Source organism: Nocardia sp. NPDC127606 (genome assembly GCF_042671725.1).
GTDB lineage: Bacteria > Actinomycetota > Actinomycetes > Mycobacteriales > Mycobacteriaceae > Nocardia.
Genome location: NZ_JBHXWQ010000002.1, coordinates 186,149 through 204,045 on the forward strand (window position 1 = coordinate 186,149; position 17,897 = coordinate 204,045).

A 17,897-nucleotide genomic window follows, 5' to 3' on the forward strand; every position below is an offset into this window, starting at 1 on the left:
GGAGGGCAAACAGGATGGTCACCAGATGCCAACGGTACTCGGTGCGGGTGTCGGCGGACGGCATCGCGGGGCGTGCCGTCCGCGCTGTTCACGACGGCGATTCCGGCAGTTCGCCCAGCGCCGTGACCACCAGCCGGTGCAGCGTGCGCTGTTCGTCTTCGTCGAGGCGCCCCAGCACCCGCGCGGTCGCCTCGGCGATCAGCTTGTCGGTGCGTTTGCACTGCTTGCGCCCGGCCTCGGTGATCCGCAGCCGGTATTTGCGGCGATCCTTGCCGTCGCGGGTGCGCTCTACCAGGTCGGCGCGTTCCAGCGCGTCGATCAGGCGGACGACTTCACTGCGGTCGATGCCGAGCGCGTCGCCCACCTTCTTCTGTGTCAGATCGGCGTTTTCCTCGATGAAGGTGAGCACCCAGTGATCGCGCAACGGGACGCCGATCTCGGCGTGCAGCGCCTTGGTGAGCCGTCCGAGCGCGTACACCGGGTAGCGCGGCAGGCCGCGGACGGAGTTCGTGTTCGTGGACATGAGAGGGAACTCTAGCAAATAGTGGAGTTGCCCAATCATCTCGGGTATCCATCATGGGGTGCCTAGATGGTTGGAAACTGGGTGTGATCAGGCAACTCGGGGGCAATCGTTCACGGGTAACCGACCACGTTGCTTGCGCGTGGCGAGCGCGCGGACTGATAGGCCTCGGCGCGGCGCCGGACCTGAGCGTGGATGCTCGACGCGGAATCGAGGTCGGCGAGGTCGAACGAGATCTTGCCGCCGTGGTCGTGGTGGATGACCAAGGAATCGTCGAGGACGCGATAGACCGCGCGAACTTCACCTTCGGCCCAGGCCGCGACGTACCGCAGCGCGACAGCCCGGTGCAGCGCGAGTCGCCAGTACCTGCTGGTTCGCTCGCGCAATCGATCGGCGCCGATGCCGTCGTACCAGCTGGGCTCCATCGGGTGCGAGGAGCCGCCCGGCGCGGACCCGATCGAGGTCGCCTGTGCCCAACGGTCGGCGGCGCTCAGATCGACCCACAGGATTTCGCCGTCACCGACCTGGTGGCCCGCGCGGGTCACGCGGCGCGACGGCGGTCGCCGGGGCGGTTTGGCGCGTGTGCCGATGACGGTGACGGCGGGCGTGCCGGGCAGTCGCGTTGCCGGGTCCACGGGCTGGTAGTCGGGATTGTCCTCGCGGACGAAGCCGAGCACGCGATCGAAGGCCGACAGGCCCGGTGCGGGGGCGCAACCGTCCAGGCACAGCAGGGTGCGGCCGAGTGCGAAGACGAGGTCCGCCGCGATCGAACCCCGCTTCTCCGCGTCGAATGCGCGGGTGAGGACCTGTGCGGGGACGACCACGATCGAGGTGTCCGACGGGCTGGTGTGCTCGGCGCAGCGGGTGAGGTGACCGACGTGCGCCGACTCGGACTCGGCGTAGAACAGGTAGTACGCGGTGGCGCCGAAATGCGCCGCGGCGTCCTGTAGATCGGCTCGCTGCGCGGAAGGCAGGGCAGCCGATTTGATCGGCTCACCGCGTCTGGCCCGCTTGGCCTGGATGAGCAACCGCACTTCGCTCGCACCCGAAGGGTCCTGCACGCTGTAGATGAAATCGGCACCGACTCCGCGCCTGCCACGGGCCCGGTTGCCGCCCTCCTCCGGTCGCGTCAGCAGCCGGAGCCCGCCCGATCCCGCCGCCTGCGTCGCCGACCCCCACGACGTGCACCCACGCGGCGGCACACAATCGGGGCACAGCGCGTCGATGCGGTAGTCCACCCCGGTGAGATGGCCGAGCAGGATCTCGGTGAACGTCTCCTCCTGCCACGGAAACAGCCGCGCGCCCAGGTGCTGCAGCCGGTACACGCTCTGACAACTCAGCCGCCGCGCCGCGATCGGGTCGACGAAGATCTCCGCCGGGAACTCAGACATCGAGCGGGATCTCGATCGTCGGGCGTAGCGCTTCGAGCTGGGTGACATACGCGCTGAGCACCCGCTCGTACAGGTCGTCGACCTTGGCGTGGCGCACCGTGATCACCATCGAGTAGCGGATCGGCTGTGCGTTGGCGGTGGGACGGCCCGATTCCCTGGCGGTGTGGTGGATGTCGAAGACCGGGTTGCGCAGGCTGTTCACGCGCTTGCTCCGCTCGGCGTGCAGGACGGTGTCCCACTTGTGGGAGTCGCGGCGCGGCACCGCCTCGGGGTCGAGTTCGGTCGCGCGGAAGAACGGGGCCGAATCCGGGTGGATTCTGGTCGGTTCGGCGAACCGCTCGTCATGCGGACGGAACGTGACGTCGAGGCCGCTGCGGGTGTAGCTGCCGGGGTCGGCGGGGTCGACCGGGGTGGCGAAGACCAGGGTCGCTCGGATGCGGACCATGCCGGCGGGCAGCGCCGAGGGGAGCGGGATCCGGGCGCGCAGGTATTTCGCGGGGGTGAGTTCACCCTGGTAGAGAACCCTGGCTTCGCCGTCGCCGCAGAGCACCATGTCGGCCAGGGTGGTGGCGATACGGCCGTGTCCGGAATCGGAATCCGGTGAGCTGGTGCGTCTTTCGGCAGTGTGCACGAGCAGGGCCTTCAGGTCGAGCGCACCGAGTTTCGGGCCGAACAGGGTGCGGGCGCCCAGTGCGGCGCGCAGGGCCATCGGGGCGGCGAAGCTGGTGCCGGAGTCGGGAACGGCGGTGCCGTCGGGTCCGACGACGTGGAACGGTTCGTGATCGCTGCCGCCGAAGGCGAGCAGGTCGGGTTTCACGGTGCCGGGGGAGCGGCCCGGCCCGATCGCGGAGTACGGCGCGCGGTTCCATTGCGCTCCCACCCGATCCGCCGAACCGACCGCGAGCGCGTTCACGCTGTCCGCCGGAACCTGCACGCGCGCATTGCCACTCGGCTTGTCGGCCTCGCCGTTGTTGCCGACCGCGATGGTGGCCAGCGTGGTGCCGTCGCTGAGGTAGTCGTCCCAGAACGCGGTCCAGGCGTGTACTTCGTCGTCCTCGATGGGGAGCTCGGGGCCGATGCTGACATTGACGAACTCGTATTTGCGTTGGCGCAGCACGGTATCGATGCGCTCGATGGCCGAATACAGCTCGCACTGATCGTCGTCGGTGTCCTCGTCGAGCACCTGATAGTGGTCGACGTAGCCGTAGGGGACCGGGACCGGCTGGACGGGGTCGACGCTGCCGAACAGCAGCGCCGAGGTGACGCGGTGGCCGTGGTCGAGATAGGTGCGCTGCGGTGCCGCGCTGTCGGCGAAGGTGTGGGCGTCGACCCACCGGGTCAGCGGGGTGTGGGCGGGGATGCCACCGTCGAAGACCGCGACGGTGAGTTCCCGGTCGGTCGGCTCGGCAGTCGGCAAGGTCGGGCGGAACGTCGACAGTGTTGTCCTGGTGGCGGTATGGCGGCCGAGCTGGGTGCGCATGCGCGGCATGCGGCGGATCACCCTGGTGAACGAGTAGCCGGCGAGCGCGGCGATGGCGGCGTGGGTGCCGGTGACGGGGACGAAGGCCAGGCCGCCGTTGTCGAGTCGGCGGTCGATGGCCACGTCGAGATCGAGATCGCGGGAGAAGTCGAGCAGACCCTGCAGGGCGATGTCGCGATCGGAGTGCAGCACCAACTCGGCGACGGTCTCCGAATTGCGCGGTGCCGCTGCGAGTCTGAGCCGGTCATCGGCGTTGTTGAGCCGGAATTCCGCCAGGCTGACGATGCCGATCTCGGCGCCGCCCAGCGGTGCGTCGGCGTTGATCCGCGCGGTGAGCAACTGCAGATTGACGCGGGTCGTCGCCAGGAACAGCAGGGTGCTCGCCCGTGGTTTGCCGTGCTCCGGCGCGATCGCCACCGGCCTGCTGCCCAGCGGATCCAACTGCATCGAGGTGAGAAGTCGCGTGGGATAACCACTTTTGGACAGATACTGCGGATGCAGAGTGACCGCCGTGACCGTCTCGTCCTCCGGGCAGGCCGTTTTGGGCAACGCGTCCGCGCTCGAGGTGGCCGCGCTCAGCATCGGCGCGAGTCGGGCTCGCGCCTGCGCCACCGTGTACGGGGACTGCGTCGAGCCACCCGATCTGCTGGGGGTGATGGGCGCGGTCAGTCGTTCACCGAAGCCGATCAGAAATCGCGGTGCCGCCACCCGTGAATCCCCCCAGCTGCCACGTTATTCCCGTCGATGCGTGAAACCACGAATGGTGTCGCGCGACACCCCCGTCAGCGCGCTGATCTGGCGCTGAGACAAGCCTGACACGCTCGTCAGCGTCTGCGCCAGCCGTAACCGATCCGTTTTGGGAAGTTCAGCTACCAGTCGCGCGGAATGCTCGGCCATCAGCCCGGGTAGTAGCTGGTCCTCGAGCACACAACGCCTGCGCAATCGCAGCATCGTGCGCTCGATATCGTTGAACGACAAGCCTTTCGACGCCAGCGCGACCGCGTCCACCGCACCGTCGGGCAGTGGCTCACCGGCGAACCGGCGAATCGCCTCGCAGCGTTGCTCTGCCTCCGGCAGCGCGAACTCCACGCTCACATCGAAGCGCCGCCACACGGCCGGATCCAGCAGATCGGCGTGGTTGGTCGCGCCGATCACCAGGCCCCCGCCGGTCGGCCAGTCGTCGATCTGCTGGAGCAGCACCGTCACCAGTCGTTTCAACTCGCCCACGTCGCGATCGTCGTCGCGACGCTTGGCGATGGCGTCGAGCTCGTCGAGCAGCAGAACGCACGGCCGCTGCTTGGCGTAGTCGATGGCGTGGCGAAGGTTGGTGCCGGTCTTGCCGAGCAGGCTGCTCATGATGGTCGCCAAGTCCAGGACCACCAGCGGCAGCGACAATTGGTGGGCCAGCCAGGCCGCGGCCATCGTTTTGCCGACGCCGGGCGGACCGACGAACAGCAAGCTGCGGGCCGGGGTCAGATCGGCGGCGGCCAGCCGGTCGGCCTGCTTGCGTTCGTCGACGATCTGGGTGAGCACGTCGTAGGTTTCGGCCGCCAGGATCGGCACTTCGGCGGTGGCTTCGGGCGGGATCACCCGCACCAGCGGCAGCCGGCTGTCACCGTCGACCGGAATCGGCGTATCCACTTCCGCGCGGAGGGGATTGGCGCGTGTGGGGTTCTGGCGCAGCAGCGCGACCAGCGCATCGGCCAGTTCGGGACTGGTATGCCGGTGTCTGCGCGCGGCCCGGCGCACGAACATCGCGACATCCTGCTCGCGCCCGGCGAGCGCCAACCTGGCCAGGTGGACGAATTCATCGGGTAGATCGGCGTTCACGTCCGCCGAAGTGGAGCTCAAGGCGTGTGACATGGTCTTCTTCCGATCAATTACGTGGACTGTTTTCGCTTCACTCGATCGTACGGCGTCCATCATGGGCAAAGTTCACCCCTTGTGTACCGGTTTGACATCGGACCCCACCCGCAGCGCCACATTGATCTGCCGAGCCCTCAGCGCGGCGATTCCCTTCGTCGGATGCTAGTTCCGCCACGCCCCCTCTTGGGCGATTCCCTTCGCTTCGGGCGTGCCTCGCAGCGTGCGGGGCCGGGGTGCCTACGCGATGCCGAGCGTCCAGACCAGCGCCATGGTGAACGGGTGGCCGCGCAGGTCGGCCCACTTGGGTTTCGCCGCGAGCCAGGTGTCGTCCACCAGGGCTTCGGCCGCTTCGGCGAGGACCCAACCGGCGTCGGTGCCCGCGGTGATGTGCTCGCTCAGCAGGTGCAGGTGGGTGCTGATCGCGATCGGATCGCCCCCCGCCGGGGTGTAGTGCGTCGGCATTCCTGTGACCATCATGAACTGCGGGTGGTAGCTGATTTGGACGAACGTGGCTCCTGGGGTAGCCAGCCGGGCGGCCTCGGCGTAGAACGGGCGCAGGTCCGGCAGGTGCTCGTCGATCAGCGAGGAGATCACGAGATCGTAGGCGCTGCTGGGCAATTCGGTGGCACACACGTCGGCCTTGGTGAGTGTGCGGTGCACGCCACGTACGCGAGCACGGGCCAGCATGCCCTCGCTCAGATCGACGCCGTCGATCTGAGCGCTACTGCGGCTGCGCAACCAGGCGCCGGTTCGGCCTGTCCCGCACCCCAGGTCGACGGCCTGCCGCACCGCCGCCCAATCCGGTCGACGCAGCCGATCCAGCAGCGCCGAGTCCATTTCGTCCATCACGGTGCGCTCGTAGGTGTCGGCCCAGCCGTCGTAACCGGTGGCGACATCGACAGTGGGGTAGTTGCGTCGGTCGAAATCTGCGAAGGCGGGCACCACCGGAGTATCACAAGGGAAAGCGCACGTGGACAACCGATTTCCCGCCGCGGTCGGGACGGCGCGGCTGCCGCGCCGAACCGGGAGATCTCGTGCGTGGCCGGGATCGACTCGGAGCGCGCCGACGACAGGTGGTTGACAGGTCCGGTGGTCGTCTGTCACTCTCGTTGCAGGTCACGAGTACCAGCGTTCAGCCCCGGCTTGCTGGTCGGCAACCCTCCTCCGCGGTGGGGTGCTCCGGGTGACGACCAGGCTGACGTCCGAATTGGGCGCGGCAAGCGCGGGCCACCTCTTCAGGAGCGGGTCCCTGAGCCGACGGGATTTCGTCATGACTGCTGTAATCGACCCCACCTGTGCCATCGCCGCCGTTTCCGGTGCCGACCTGCAGGTTCCGCTCGTTCAGGGCGGTACCAGCTCCTACGCCAACTTCGACTACGCGGCGAGCGCGCCGGCGTTGAAGCAGGTCACCGACCGGATTTCTCAGTTGCTGCCGTTCTACGCCAGCGTGCATCGCGGTGCCGGATACGCCTCGCGGATCTCCACCGAGTGCTACGAGGCTTCGCGTGGCTCGGTTGCCCGGTTCCTCGATGCCGACGACGACCAGGTCGTGGTGTTCACGCGCAACACCACCGATTCGCTGAACCTGCTGGCCGGGTGCGTGCCGGGGGAGACCGTGGTACTCGATATCGAGCACCACGCCAACTTCCTGCCGTGGGCGAAGCACGGTCGTCGAGTCGTGCGGGCCGCCGCCACTGTCGAGGAGACGATTCAGCGTGTTGTCGCCGAGCTGTGCAGCAAGCCCGCCGCGCTGCTCGCGGTGACCGGGGCATCCAATGTCACCGGCGAGGTGCTGCCGCTGGAACGCCTCGCGACCATCGCCCATCTGTGTGGTGCGCGCATCCTCGTCGACGCCGCTCAGCTGGCTCCGCATCGCCGGATCTCCCTGCGCGAGACCGGGATCGACTATCTCGCGTTCTCCGGGCACAAGTTGTACGCGCCGTTCGGCTCGGGTGTGCTCGTCGGCCGGCGGGACTGGCTGGACGCGGGTGAGCCCTACCTGGCCGGTGGTGGTGCGGTGCGCAATGTCGGTGTGACAGAGGTCGAATGGGCCTGCGCGCCGCAGCGGCACGAGGCCGGTTCGCCGAACGTGTTGGGCGCGGCCGCTATCGCCGCCGCCTGCGATGCGCTCGCCGCCATCGACCCCACCGAACTCGTCGCACACGAACGCTTTCTGGCCGACCGGCTGCGTGACGGCCTGTCCGCGATCCCCGGCGTCGACCTGGTCAGCATCTGGTCCGACAGCCCCGACTGTGTGGGCATCGTCGCCTTCACGATCGCCGATGTCACCCCCGGCAAAGTCGCCGCGTACCTCTCCGCCGAACACGCCATCGGCGTGCGCGACGGCCGCTTCTGCGCCCACCCCCTCCTCGCGAGCCTCGGCCTCGACGCCGCCCTCCGAGCCAGCATCGGCCTCGGCACCACCGCCGCCGACGTAGACCGCCTGATCGGCGCGGTAGCCACCCTGGTCACCCACGGCCCCACCTGGAACTACGCCGCCACCGACGGCCACTGGAACCCCACCCCCGAAACCCGCCCCCTCAGCGCCTCTTCCCCCGAAGGCGCCGCCCCCTGCCTGATCGGCTGAACGCGTCACAGGCGAGCTCCGCCGAATATCGGCCGTCGAGACCTGCTCTCGGCGGCCGATATTCGTTCCCCCATTGAGCGGCATCCGCCAGAGAATCCGACCGGACCGCTTCTCGGAAATCCCAGGTTTGGAATGCATTCTGGCTGGGTAACGCCTGTCGAACCTGTCGCGATGAAGCCCCCGAGATTGTCCGATAATCAAAGGGGACACTGTGACTCGACCGATTCAGCCGCCCGACCCGTGGGCTCGTCCGCCCCGGCAGCCCGAAAAGAAGCGGCGTTGGCCGTTGCTGGCCGGGATCGGAGTCGCCGGCGTGCTCGGTCTCTCGGTCGTCGCCGGTCTCAGTGACGACAACCCTGCTCCGGCCGCGCGGACATCACCCACCTCGACCACCCGGATCGTCGAATCATCGACCACCACAAAGCCGTCGACGACCACCGCGACCCCGACAACCACGGCATCCACCGCCCTGCCACTCGCCCCGACGACCACGATCGATCTCCCGCCGGCGCCCATCGCGCCGACCCCCACGATCGCGCCGCCGGTCATCGTCCCCGTGCCGACCACGACGGTCGACCTCCCCGCCCCACGAGTGGCAGTCGTGCCCGAGCCCGAAGCGCCCGCGCCCGCCAGCGCTTATTACAAGAACTGTGACGCAGCCAAGGCTGCCGGTGCCGCCCCGATCCACATCGGTGAACCCGGCTACCGACCAGAGCTCGACCGGAACAAGGATGGCGTGGCCTGCGAATAGGGGCCGATCAGGTATCAGTCGGAGACCAAACACCGGCGCGCAACCACGACCAGTCGTTTGCCTCGCTCACCGGCCCAACACTAGCTGTAGCACGTGGTCCACCGGCTTACGTAGACGCTCCGATCAGGTGTCGAGGGCGGTGGGGCGGTGGTATCTGCCGTTGTAGTAGAGCAACGGGGCTGCTGAGGGGGACTCTTCGGTTTGGTCGTGGACTCGGGTGACCAGGCCTACGGCGAGGGTGTGGTCGCCGAGATCGATGAGTTTGTGGAGGGTGGTGCGCAGCCAGATGGGGGTGCCGTGCAGGACCGGTTCGCCCGTGTCGAGGGTGGTCCAGAGGGCGCGGTCGGTGAAGCGGTCGGCGGCGGTGCGCGAGAAGCGGTGGGCCAGGTGTTGTTGGTGTTCGCCCAGGAAATGGATCACCACCGAGTCCGCGGCTCGCAGCGCGTCGATGCTCGATGAGGTGTGCGCGATGTTGAACGACACCAGGGGCGGTTCCAGTGACAGCGAGGCGAACGAGGTGGCCGTGAACCCCACCGGCCCACTCTCGGCTCCGAGCGTCACCACCGTGACGCCGGCCGGATAGTGCCGCATAGAGGCCCGATACTGCTCAGCCGTGATCCCGCTCAGATCATCGGGAACGACCAGTCCGGTCTCAGAAGGTTGCACATCGCCCACCGCCCCCAACTTACGCCCGTCCGAGGTGCGTCCTCGTGTTCGCTGTGTCCGTTTGATCCAACTCACACGGTCGGGATGGGAACCCGAATTCAGTCGATATCGATCGGCAGACCCGCGGTGATGCGGACGAGTTCGCGGAAGTTGGTGCGGAACACGGTGTTCGGGTGGCCGCCCGCTGCCCAGACTTCGGGGTGGGCGGCGAGGGCGGTGTCCACCCAGGTGGGGAGGTTGGTGGGGTGGCCGAGGGGGGCCGTGCCGTCGATGGGCTGGCCGGTGATCCGTTCGACCAGGGCGGTGGGGGCGGGGATGAGGGTGCCTTCGAGGCGTTTGCCGGTGCGGACGAGGTCGACGTGGTGGTGGTCGGCTACCAGCAGCAGGACGGGGTCGTTGTCGAGGAGGAAAACCTGGGCGGTGAGGATCGCGGTGGGCTGGGCGCCCATGGCGCGGGCGGCATCGGCCGCGGTGGGAGCCGGCGTCTCGGGGCAGACGATGACGCCGTGGTGCCCGCGGGCGATGAGAGTTTCCGCGACCCGGCATGCGACCGGCGGCAATGACGACCTGCGCATACCAACCAGAGTAGGTCGATTGCGGGAAATGCGCTGTGTAACTGGAGCACTGGCGTGCTCGAGTTCGCGGCCCCGACGGGACGGCCGCGAACCCGGCCGCTGCGCGTCCGGCCCCTCCCTAGGGGTCGGGGGTCGGGGCTGAGTGGGCGGCATGTTGGCGTGGTGGCAATAATCGGGGCATGAGTGAATGGAAGGCTTTTACCGTCGAGATCGCCGACAACGTTGCCCAGGTCACGTTGATCGGGCCGGGTAAGGGTAATGCGATGGGACCCGACTTCTGGCGCGAGCTGCCGGAGGTCTTCGCCGAGCTCGACGCTGATCCGCAGGTACGGGCGGTGGTGGTGACCGGGTCGGGCAAGCACTTCTCGTTCGGTCTCGACCTCGCCGCGACCGCGGGCATGCTGGCGCCGGTGCTGGCCGACGACGCGAAGGCGGGGCCGCGCACGGAGTTCCTCAAGGAGGTCCGCCGGATGCAGGCCTCGGTGACGGCGCTGGCCGAGTGCACCAAGCCGGTGATCGCGGCCGTGTCCGGGTGGTGCATCGGCGGTGGTCTCGACCTGATCGCTGCTGCCGACATCCGTCTGGCCAGCGCGGATGCCAAGTTCAGCCTGCGTGAGGCGAAGGTGGCGATCGTCGCCGACATCGGTTCGCTGCAGCGCCTGCCCGGCATCATCGGCGAGGGCAACCTGCGGGAGCTGGCCTTCACCGCCAAGGACATCGACGCGGCTCGCGCCGAGCGGATGGGTCTGGTGAACGAGGTGTTCGCCGATCAGGAGGCCGTGCTGGCCGCCGCGCACGCGATGGCGCGCGAGATCGCGGGCAACCCGCCGCTGGTGGTGCAGGGCATCAAGGACGTGCTCGAGCAGCGGACCAGCCCGGCGGTGGCCGACGGCCTGCGTTATGTGTCGACGTGGAACGCGGCCTTCCTGCCGTCGAAGGACCTGCCCGAGGCCATCGCGGCGGTGTTCCAGAAGCGCGCGCCGGAGTTCAAGGGCGAGTAAAGGCAGTTCAAACGGTTGCCCCGGTGACCGTTCTGCCTACATACTTGCATCACACAACTAATTGATTGATGCAAGTAAAGGTAAAAGTGTGAGTGAGAGTGAGCCCGCGATCGACGAGATCGCGATCCAGCTCGTGCGACTGCACCGGCTGCGTGACCGGGCGATGGCCCAGATCAAGGACCGCTCGGGGATCGACCCGGCGGGGTTCATGGTGCTGTTCCGGTTGGTGTGTGACGGGCCGATGCGCTCGGGCGCGCTCGCCGAGGCGGTGCATTCGGACGCGTCGACGGTGAGCAGGCAGGTCGCGCAGCTGGTGGAGCGTGGCCTGGTGGTGCGCGCCGCCGACCCGGACGACGGGCGAGCCACCGTGCTCGAGGTCACCGACTACGGGCGCGAGACCGCCGACCGGATCCGGGCGCGGCGCCGCAATTCCATCGCCATCATCACCGAGAACTGGTCCACCGACGATCGCGCGCTCTTCGCCGGGCTGCTGACGCGATTCGTCGAGGACTACGACGCGGCCCGCCCGGTTCTGCTGACCCAGCCGCCCGCACTGAGCACTACGGAGAACGTTTCGTGACGACAACCGCGGCCCCGGTGGAATCACCGGCCGGCTTCACCCATCGCCAAATCCTGACCATCCTGTCCGGGCTGATGCTCGGCATGCTGCTGGCCTCGCTCGATCAGACGATCGTGTCGACCTCCATCCGCACCATCGCCGACGACCTCGCCGGCTACTCGCTGCAGGCCTGGGCCACCACGGCCTACCTGATCACCGCGACGATCAGCACCCCGCTCTACGGCAAGCTCTCGGACATGTTCGGCCGCAAGCCGTTCTTCCTGGCCGCGATCGGTCTGTTCATCGTCGGTTCGCTGCTGTGCACGCTGGCCACGTCGATGTATCAGCTGGCCGCGTTCCGCGCGTTCCAGGGTCTGGGCGCGGGCGGACTCATGTCGCTGGCGCTGGCCATCATGGGCGACATCATCGGACCCCGTGAACGCGCCCGCTACCAGGGCTATTTCCTTGCGGTGTTCGGCATTTCGAGTGTGCTCGGGCCGGTGCTCGGCGGTCTGCTGGCCGGGCAGGACACCATTCTGGGCATCACCGGCTGGCGCTGGGTGTTCCTGGTGAACGTTCCGCTGGGGCTGCTCGCCCTGGTGGTGGTGACCCGGGTGCTGCACCTGCCGCGCAAGCCGCACGCCACCCACCGCATCGACTTCGCGGGTGCGATCGTGCTCGCGATCGGACTGGTTCCGCTGCTGATCGTGGCCGAACAGGGTCGCGAATGGGGCTGGAGCAGTACCTCTTCGGTGATCTGTTACGCGATCGGCGCGATCGGGCTGGCCGGCTTCGTCGTGGTCGAGAAGTTCATGGGCGACGCGGCGTTGATCCCGCTGCGGATCTTCGACAATGTGACCTTCGCGCTCGGCGTGGTGATCTCGTTCGTCGTCGGTGCGGCGATGTTCGGCGGCATGCTGCTGCTGCCGCAGTACCTGCAGGTGGTGCGTGGTGCCGGGCCGACCGAGGCCGGTCTGCAGATGCTGCCGATGGTGCTCGGGCTGATGACCGGGTCGATCCTCTCGGGTCGGCTGATCTCGAAAACCGGCCGCTACCGGGCATTCCCGGTGATCGGCGCGATCATGCTGACGCTCGGGTTGTTCCTGCTGCACCTGCTCGACGCCGACAGCCCGCTGTCGCTGGCGATGCTGTTCATGGCGGTAACCGGCTTCGGCCTCGGCAATCTCATGCAGCCGCTCACCCTGGCCTTGCAGAACGCGCTGCCGCCCAAGGACATGGGCGTCTCGACCGCGTCGGCGACGTTCTTCCGCCAGATCGGCGGCACCCTCGGCGCCGCGGTGTTCCTGTCGATCCTGTTCTCGCTGCTCACCCCGAACATCACCACCGAATTGCAGCAGTCGGCGGCGGACCCCGCCTACCAGCAGGCCGTGATCGAGGGTGCGCAGAGCGCCAACCCGGCGGATGCCGCGCTGGCCAAGGGCCTGCTGGCGCACGACACTTCGGCGGCGGGCGAGGTGCTCCAGGACAGCTCGATCATCCAGCAGCTCGACCCCGAACTCGCCAAGCCCTTCCAGGTGGGCTTCGCCGACTCGATGTCGACGGTGTTCCTCGTCGCGTCGGCGGTGGCGTTGATCGCCCTGCTGCTCGTGCTGTTCTGGAAGGAAGTTCCGCTGCGGATGTCGGGCGGAATCCAGGCCGACGGCGATGCCAAGGCCGCCGAAGGGGTGGGTGCGCTGATCGACACCGCCGCGCAGTCCGCCGCTCCGGCTGTCGACCTGTGTGACGGAGACAAGGGCGGTCGAGGCCGGGTGGGCGCGCCCCCGGCATGATCATCAGGTGAGTCGATTCGGCAGCGGCGGTGTGGTGCGGCGGTTACGTCGTCTGCCCGCCGCTGTCGGCTATCTGCTGGTGGGCGGGCTGACCGGGGTGGCGTCGTTGTTCGCGGTGGTCGCGCTGGCGATCGTCGCGGCCGCGAGCCTGATCGGGATCGGGATTCCCGCGCTGCCGGAGGCGGTCAAATTGATCCGGCCGCTGCTGGGGCTCGAGCGGCGCAGGGCGGGCACGTTGCTCGGCACGCCGATCGTGTCCGCCTACCGGCCGTTGACCGGCGACCTGCGTCATCAGCTCGCGACGCTGGCCGCCGATCCGGCGAATCGGCGTGATCTCGCCTGGCTGGTGCTGCACGCGATCATCGGATTGCCACTGGCCGCGCTGGCGGTGGCACTGCCGCTGAGCGCGGTGCAGCATCTCGCCGTCGCGAGTTATTGGGGCGCACGGGCCGACGGCACTGTGTCCAGCGGCGGCATCGTCATCGATTCGTGGACCGCCGCCGTGGTGAGCGTGGTGGTCGGCATCGTCTACGGCGCCCTCGCACTGCGCGCGCCCGAGGCGGCGAACGCGCAGGCCCGGCTGGCGGGGGCGTTGCTCGCGCCGGACGAGAACGCCGTGCTGGCCGATCGGGTCGCCGAACTGACCGTGACCAGGGCCGCCGCGTTGGACGCGCACGGCGCCGAACTGCGCCGCATCGAACGCGATCTGCACGATGGCGCCCAAGCCAGAATCGCGGCGGTGATCATGCAACTCGGACTCGCCGAGCAATGGCGCGACCGTGATTCCGATGCCGCCGATCGGATGGTGCGGACCGCGCAGGACACCGCTTCGGCGGCCTTGGCCGAACTCCGCGATGTGGTGCGCAGCGTCTACCCGCCGGTGCTCTCGGATCGGGGCCTGAACAGCGCCGTCTCCGCGCTGGCCGCGCGCAGTCCGATCCCGTGCGTGCTCGAATCGAACGGCATCACCCGGCGGCCGATGGCGGTGGAGGCCGCCGCCTATTTCGTGATCGCCGAGGCCATCACCAATGCGACCAAGCACTCGGGTGCCGACACACTGTCGATCGAACTGGGTGGGTCGCCCGATCTGCTCACCGTAGAGATCCGCGACGACGGCGTGGGTGGAGCGAGGGCGACCGACGGGGGTGGTCTGGCCGGCATCCGGCGCAGAGCCGAAGCGCTCGACGGGCAGATGACGCTGAGCAGCCCCGCCGGTGGGCCTACTGTGGTGCGGGTGGAGTTGCCGTGCGGGTCGTGATCGCCGAGGACGACGCCCTCCTGCGGGAAGGCCTCGCCCTGCTGTTGAAGACGGCCGGAATCGACGTGGTCGCCGCCGTCGACAATGCCGACGATTTCCTCGCCGTCGTCACCGCCGACCGGCCGGACGCAGTGGTGGTGGACGTGCGGCTCCCACCCACCTTCACCGACGACGGCCTGCGCGCCGCAGTGCACGCCAGGACCGTCCACCCCGGGCTGCCGGTGCTGGTGCTCTCGTCCTATGTGGAGGACAGTTACGCCTCCGAACTGCTCGGCGACGGTGGCGGTGGCGTCGGGTACCTGCTCAAGGAACGGGTCGGCAAGGTCGATCGGTTCCTCGAATCCCTGCACCGCGTCGCCGCGGGCGGCACCGCGATGGACCCGGAAGTGATCGCACAACTGCTGGTGCGCCGCAAGGTCGACGATCCGCTGTCCACCCTGACCGCCCGCGAACGCGAAGTGCTCGCGCTGATGGCCGAGGGACAGGACAACACCACCATCGCGGCACGCCTGGTCGTCACCGAAGGTGCTGTGCTCAAACACATTCGCAGCATCTTCGCCAAGCTCGGCCTCGCCGCCGACGAATCGGGCCACCGCCGGGTCCTCGCCGTACTGGCCTACCTGAACTCGCGCCCCGGATCGTCCTGACAGACCGGGTCGGTGTCGGGCAGCGTGCCGTCGCGGAGATAGGCGTTGACGGTCGTGTCGACGCAGGTGTTCGGGTAGTTGCCGTAGATCCAGTGCACCGCAACGTTGTCCAAGGTCACCAGGCGCGACCCGGTCAGTGCCCGGTGCATCACCTGCGCGCCCGCGTGGGTGGTGCGGGTGTCCCCGGTGGACTGGACGATCAGGCTCGGCAGCGCGTGGCCGATCACGGTCGGTTGCTCGACCGGGGGCGCCCAGAACGCGCACGGCGGGATGTTGTTCGCGAACGCGCCGAACAGCGGTTGATCGGCGCGACTCGCCTCGATATTGCGCCAGTACCAGGCCGGATCGCGCGGTACCTCCACATCGCCGCACAGAACTGCCAGCGCGGGTGAGTAGTCGCGCGGCTGCGCGGTGAGCATGAACGCGAGCGAGGCGGCAAGCTCGGGTTCGGGCCGCACCTCCATGCCGTCGGCGGCATCGGCGAGCTGCCGGATCTGGCGCGCCAGCAGCGGATAGTTGCGTGGGTCGTCGAGCCCGCGATAGAGCACCATCGGCAGGCTGTGTTCGTCGACGGTGAACTCGCCGATCCGGATCGGCCGGTCGTTCGCGCGGCGGACCATGGTCTGCACGGTCGACCTGACCGCGGAACGGTCCGCGCCGAAACGGAACTCGCCGTCGTGGGCGGCCACCCAATCGGCCCATCGGTCGAACGCCGCCTCGTTGACCGGGCCCATGGCGCGGATCATCCCGACCGATCCGTAGTGCTCGGGGTCGACGGCGCTGTCGAGGACGAACCGGTCGCTGCGCTCGGGGAACAGCTGGGAGAAGACCGCGCCGAGATAGGTGCCGTAGGAGGTGCCGAAGTAGCTGATTCGTTCCTCGCCGAGGGCGGCACGGATGACGTCCATATCGCGGGCGGTGTTGCGTGTGGTGATGTGGTGCAGCCGCGGCCCCTCGTTCGCCGCGCACAGCGTGGCGAGTTCAGCGTGCTGGGCAACGCTTTCAGCGAAACCGATGCCGTCGAGACCGGCGGACTCCAGCCCGAACCCGTGCTGCCAGCGGCAGTTCACCGGGGTGGAGCGGCCGATGCCGCGCGGATCCATGCCGATCAGGTCGTAGCGGTCACGGACGTCGGAGCTCATCGCCTCGCGCACGTCGATCATGAAGTCGAGACCGGGAGCGCCGGGGCCACCCGGATTGGACAGCAGCACGCCGCGACGTTTCGCCGCATCCGTGGCGGGCAGCCGTGAGATGGCCACAGTCATCGTTTCCGCTTGTGGCGCCGAGTAATCCACTGGCACGGTCACCTCCGCGCACTGGGCGCGCGCCGAATCGAGGCGCGGATCATCGCAGGACTGCCAGGTCAGCGACTGATGGCGGAAGCGGTCGAGCAGGTCGAGATCTGCCGATGCCGTTGTGGCGGTGAGTAATCCGGCGGCCATAGCGGAAACCGTGACGGCCAGGATCGCGCGTTTCACGATGCGCAGACCACGGTGTCGAAGGCCCGCTCGACAACCTCTGCCTGTTCTTTGCTGTTCGGCAGCTCGTTCACGGTGATGGTTATCGCGACGCCGTCGGCTGTGACACCGGTGCGGGTATCGAAACCGGGGATGCTGCCACCGTGGGCGACGGTCTTCTTGCCACACGAGGTGGTCTGCTCGACCAGCCCTAATCCGTAACCAGCCGAGGGCATTCGGTCGAACTGCACCGTCTGACGCATCTGTTCCAGCTGCGCGGCGGGCAGCAGCTTGCCGTCCAGCAGGGCTAGGAAGAAGCGGTTCAGATCCGAGCCGGTGGCGATCATCGCGCCCGCGGTATCGCCCCATGAGGGATCGAAGTCGGTGAAATCGATACGGGTGCCGTCGATTTCCTGGTAGCCGCGCGGGTGTGGTGTGCGCAGGCCGATGTCGCCGGGGGCGGGAAAGTAGGTATCGCGCAAGCCGAGTGGCTCGATGATCCTGGTCGTGATCTCGGTGGCGGCGGGGCGGCCGGTGACCTGCTCGATCAGCATGCCGAGCAGGATGTAGTTGGTGTTGGTGTAGACCGAGCGGGCGCCGGGTTCGTGCCGCGGCGGCATCGTCATCGCGATGCGGACCAGCTCGCTGGGTGAAAAGTGGCGCAGGCGGATGACTTCGGGGTCGGGTGCGATCTGCTGCGTGCCGGGGGCGGCGCGCAGGCTGGGATCGCCACCGGCAAGGTAGTCCGGTAGGCCGCTGGTGTGCTGGAGCAGTTGGCGCACGGTGATGTGGTTGCCGTCGTTGCCGCTGCCCTGCACGACACCCGGTAGGTATCGCTCGACAGGACCGTCGAGTTCGACCTTGCCCTCGGCGACCAACTGCATGACCACGGTCGCGACGAAACTCTTGGTGTTGCTGCCGATTCGGACGTGCGCCCTGTCGGGAATCGGTGCGCCGGTACCGATATCACCGACCCCGGCGGTCACGGTCTGTTCGCCGCCCGCGCCGGTGATCACGGCCTGGGCGCCGGGGAATCCCGCCCGCACCACCGATTCGAGCGCCTGCCGGATCTCCGGCCGATCCGGTTGCGCCGCCGTGGCACTGTTCTCGGGGCCGCACGCGGTGACGGTGAGTAGTGCGAGCAAGCCGGTTCCGGCCGCGAAGGCACGCCGTGACTTGCTCGAAAAAGTGGTGTTGAGCTGCATGATTCGAGCCTAGGAACGAGCGGCGGCCGTGCCCATGCCGCGCGCACCCGAATCGAAGGTGGTGCCAGCGCTACCAACCAGGGGTGGGGTAGGTGAAGCGACCAAGGGGAGAGTGAATATACCCCTAGGGGTGGCTGTTCAAAC

16 protein-coding genes and 1 riboswitch are annotated in these 17,897 nt (G+C 68.2%); of the genes, 7 read left to right on the forward strand and 9 right to left on the reverse strand.

Going from position 1 to position 17,897, the window contains the following annotated elements; translation table 11 throughout:
- Nucleotides 1-88: 88 nt before the first annotated feature.
- The 5 genes from ACFVJ5_RS11605 to ACFVJ5_RS11625 form a co-directional block, all read right to left on the reverse strand.
- A complete protein-coding gene (locus ACFVJ5_RS11605; RefSeq protein ID WP_364407115.1) occupies nt 89-523 on the reverse strand; it encodes a MarR family transcriptional regulator in 435 nt (144 codons plus the stop codon).
- 110 nt (nt 524-633) lie between these two features.
- Nucleotides 634-1,911, reverse strand: a complete 1,278-nt coding sequence (locus ACFVJ5_RS11610; protein WP_379219952.1) for a hypothetical protein — start codon at nt 1,909-1,911, stop codon at nt 634-636.
- Nucleotides 1,904-4,099, reverse strand: a complete 2,196-nt coding sequence (locus tag ACFVJ5_RS11615) for a S8 family peptidase (protein ID WP_379219953.1) — start codon at nt 4,097-4,099, stop codon at nt 1,904-1,906. The genes ACFVJ5_RS11610 and ACFVJ5_RS11615 overlap by 8 nt, the downstream gene beginning before the upstream one ends.
- Nucleotides 4,100-4,123: 24 nt before the next feature.
- Complete coding sequence (locus ACFVJ5_RS11620; protein WP_379219954.1) at nt 4,124-5,254, reverse strand: AAA family ATPase; 1,131 nt, start codon at nt 5,252-5,254, stop codon at nt 4,124-4,126.
- Nucleotides 5,255-5,494: 240 nt separating this feature from the next.
- Complete coding sequence (locus ACFVJ5_RS11625; protein ID WP_379219955.1) at nt 5,495-6,199, reverse strand: class I SAM-dependent DNA methyltransferase; 705 nt, start codon at nt 6,197-6,199, stop codon at nt 5,495-5,497.
- A gap of 172 nt (nt 6,200-6,371) precedes the next feature.
- Nucleotides 6,372-6,486: riboswitch (SAM riboswitch) on the forward strand.
- 41 nt (nt 6,487-6,527) lie between these two features.
- Between ACFVJ5_RS11625 and ACFVJ5_RS11630 the strand changes: the two genes are divergently transcribed.
- Together ACFVJ5_RS11630 and ACFVJ5_RS11635 are read left to right on the forward strand one after the other, a co-directional pair.
- Entirely contained in the window at nt 6,528-7,844 is a 1,317-nt protein-coding gene (locus ACFVJ5_RS11630; protein ID WP_379219956.1) for an aminotransferase class V-fold PLP-dependent enzyme, read from the forward strand.
- Between the two features lie 211 nt (nt 7,845-8,055).
- Complete coding sequence (locus ACFVJ5_RS11635) at nt 8,056-8,595, forward strand: excalibur calcium-binding domain-containing protein (protein WP_379219957.1); 540 nt, start codon at nt 8,056-8,058, stop codon at nt 8,593-8,595.
- Between the two features lie 123 nt (nt 8,596-8,718).
- Here the strand turns inward: ACFVJ5_RS11635 and ACFVJ5_RS11640 are convergent, their stop codons facing one another.
- The gene (locus ACFVJ5_RS11640; protein WP_379220612.1) at nt 8,719-9,186 is read right to left on the reverse strand and encodes a flavin reductase family protein; all 468 of its coding nucleotides are present in this window, start codon (nt 9,184-9,186) and stop codon (nt 8,719-8,721) included.
- A gap of 173 nt (nt 9,187-9,359) precedes the next feature.
- Complete coding sequence (locus tag ACFVJ5_RS11645; RefSeq protein ID WP_379219958.1) at nt 9,360-9,836, reverse strand: YbaK/EbsC family protein; 477 nt, start codon at nt 9,834-9,836, stop codon at nt 9,360-9,362.
- Between the two features lie 179 nt (nt 9,837-10,015).
- On the opposite strand from ACFVJ5_RS11645, the gene ACFVJ5_RS11650 reads away from it, so the two are divergent.
- The 5 genes from ACFVJ5_RS11650 to ACFVJ5_RS11670 all read left to right on the forward strand — a co-directional run bounded on the left by ACFVJ5_RS11650 (nt 10,016) and on the right by ACFVJ5_RS11670 (nt 15,091).
- Nucleotides 10,016-10,837, forward strand: a complete 822-nt coding sequence (locus ACFVJ5_RS11650; protein WP_379219959.1) for a crotonase/enoyl-CoA hydratase family protein — start codon at nt 10,016-10,018, stop codon at nt 10,835-10,837.
- Nucleotides 10,838-10,925: 88 nt separating this feature from the next.
- Nucleotides 10,926-11,417: a MarR family winged helix-turn-helix transcriptional regulator gene (locus ACFVJ5_RS11655; protein ID WP_379219960.1), complete on the forward strand. Its 492-nt coding sequence runs from the start codon at nt 10,926-10,928 to the stop codon at nt 11,415-11,417.
- Nucleotides 11,414-13,186 carry an MDR family MFS transporter gene (locus tag ACFVJ5_RS11660; RefSeq protein WP_379219961.1) on the forward strand — a complete coding sequence of 591 codons (1,773 nt, stop codon included), beginning with the start codon at nt 11,414-11,416 and terminating at the stop codon, nt 13,184-13,186. The genes ACFVJ5_RS11655 and ACFVJ5_RS11660 overlap by 4 nt, the downstream gene beginning before the upstream one ends.
- 7 nt (nt 13,187-13,193) lie before the next feature.
- Entirely contained in the window at nt 13,194-14,444 is a 1,251-nt protein-coding gene (locus ACFVJ5_RS11665) for a sensor histidine kinase (protein ID WP_379219962.1), read from the forward strand.
- The gene (locus tag ACFVJ5_RS11670) at nt 14,432-15,091 is read left to right on the forward strand and encodes a response regulator transcription factor (RefSeq protein WP_379219963.1); all 660 of its coding nucleotides are present in this window, start codon (nt 14,432-14,434) and stop codon (nt 15,089-15,091) included. Before ACFVJ5_RS11665 ends, ACFVJ5_RS11670 begins: the two co-directional genes overlap by 13 nt.
- Here ACFVJ5_RS11670 and ACFVJ5_RS11675 read toward each other — a convergent pair.
- Nucleotides 15,061-16,569 (reverse strand): alpha/beta hydrolase, encoded by a 1,509-nt coding sequence (locus ACFVJ5_RS11675; protein WP_379219964.1) that lies wholly within the window; start codon nt 16,567-16,569, stop codon nt 15,061-15,063. The genes ACFVJ5_RS11670 and ACFVJ5_RS11675 overlap by 31 nt on opposite strands.
- Entirely contained in the window at nt 16,566-17,753 is a 1,188-nt protein-coding gene (locus ACFVJ5_RS11680; RefSeq protein ID WP_379219965.1) for a serine hydrolase domain-containing protein, read from the reverse strand. Before ACFVJ5_RS11680 ends, ACFVJ5_RS11675 begins: the two co-directional genes overlap by 4 nt.
- Nucleotides 17,754-17,897 lie beyond the last annotated feature (144 nt).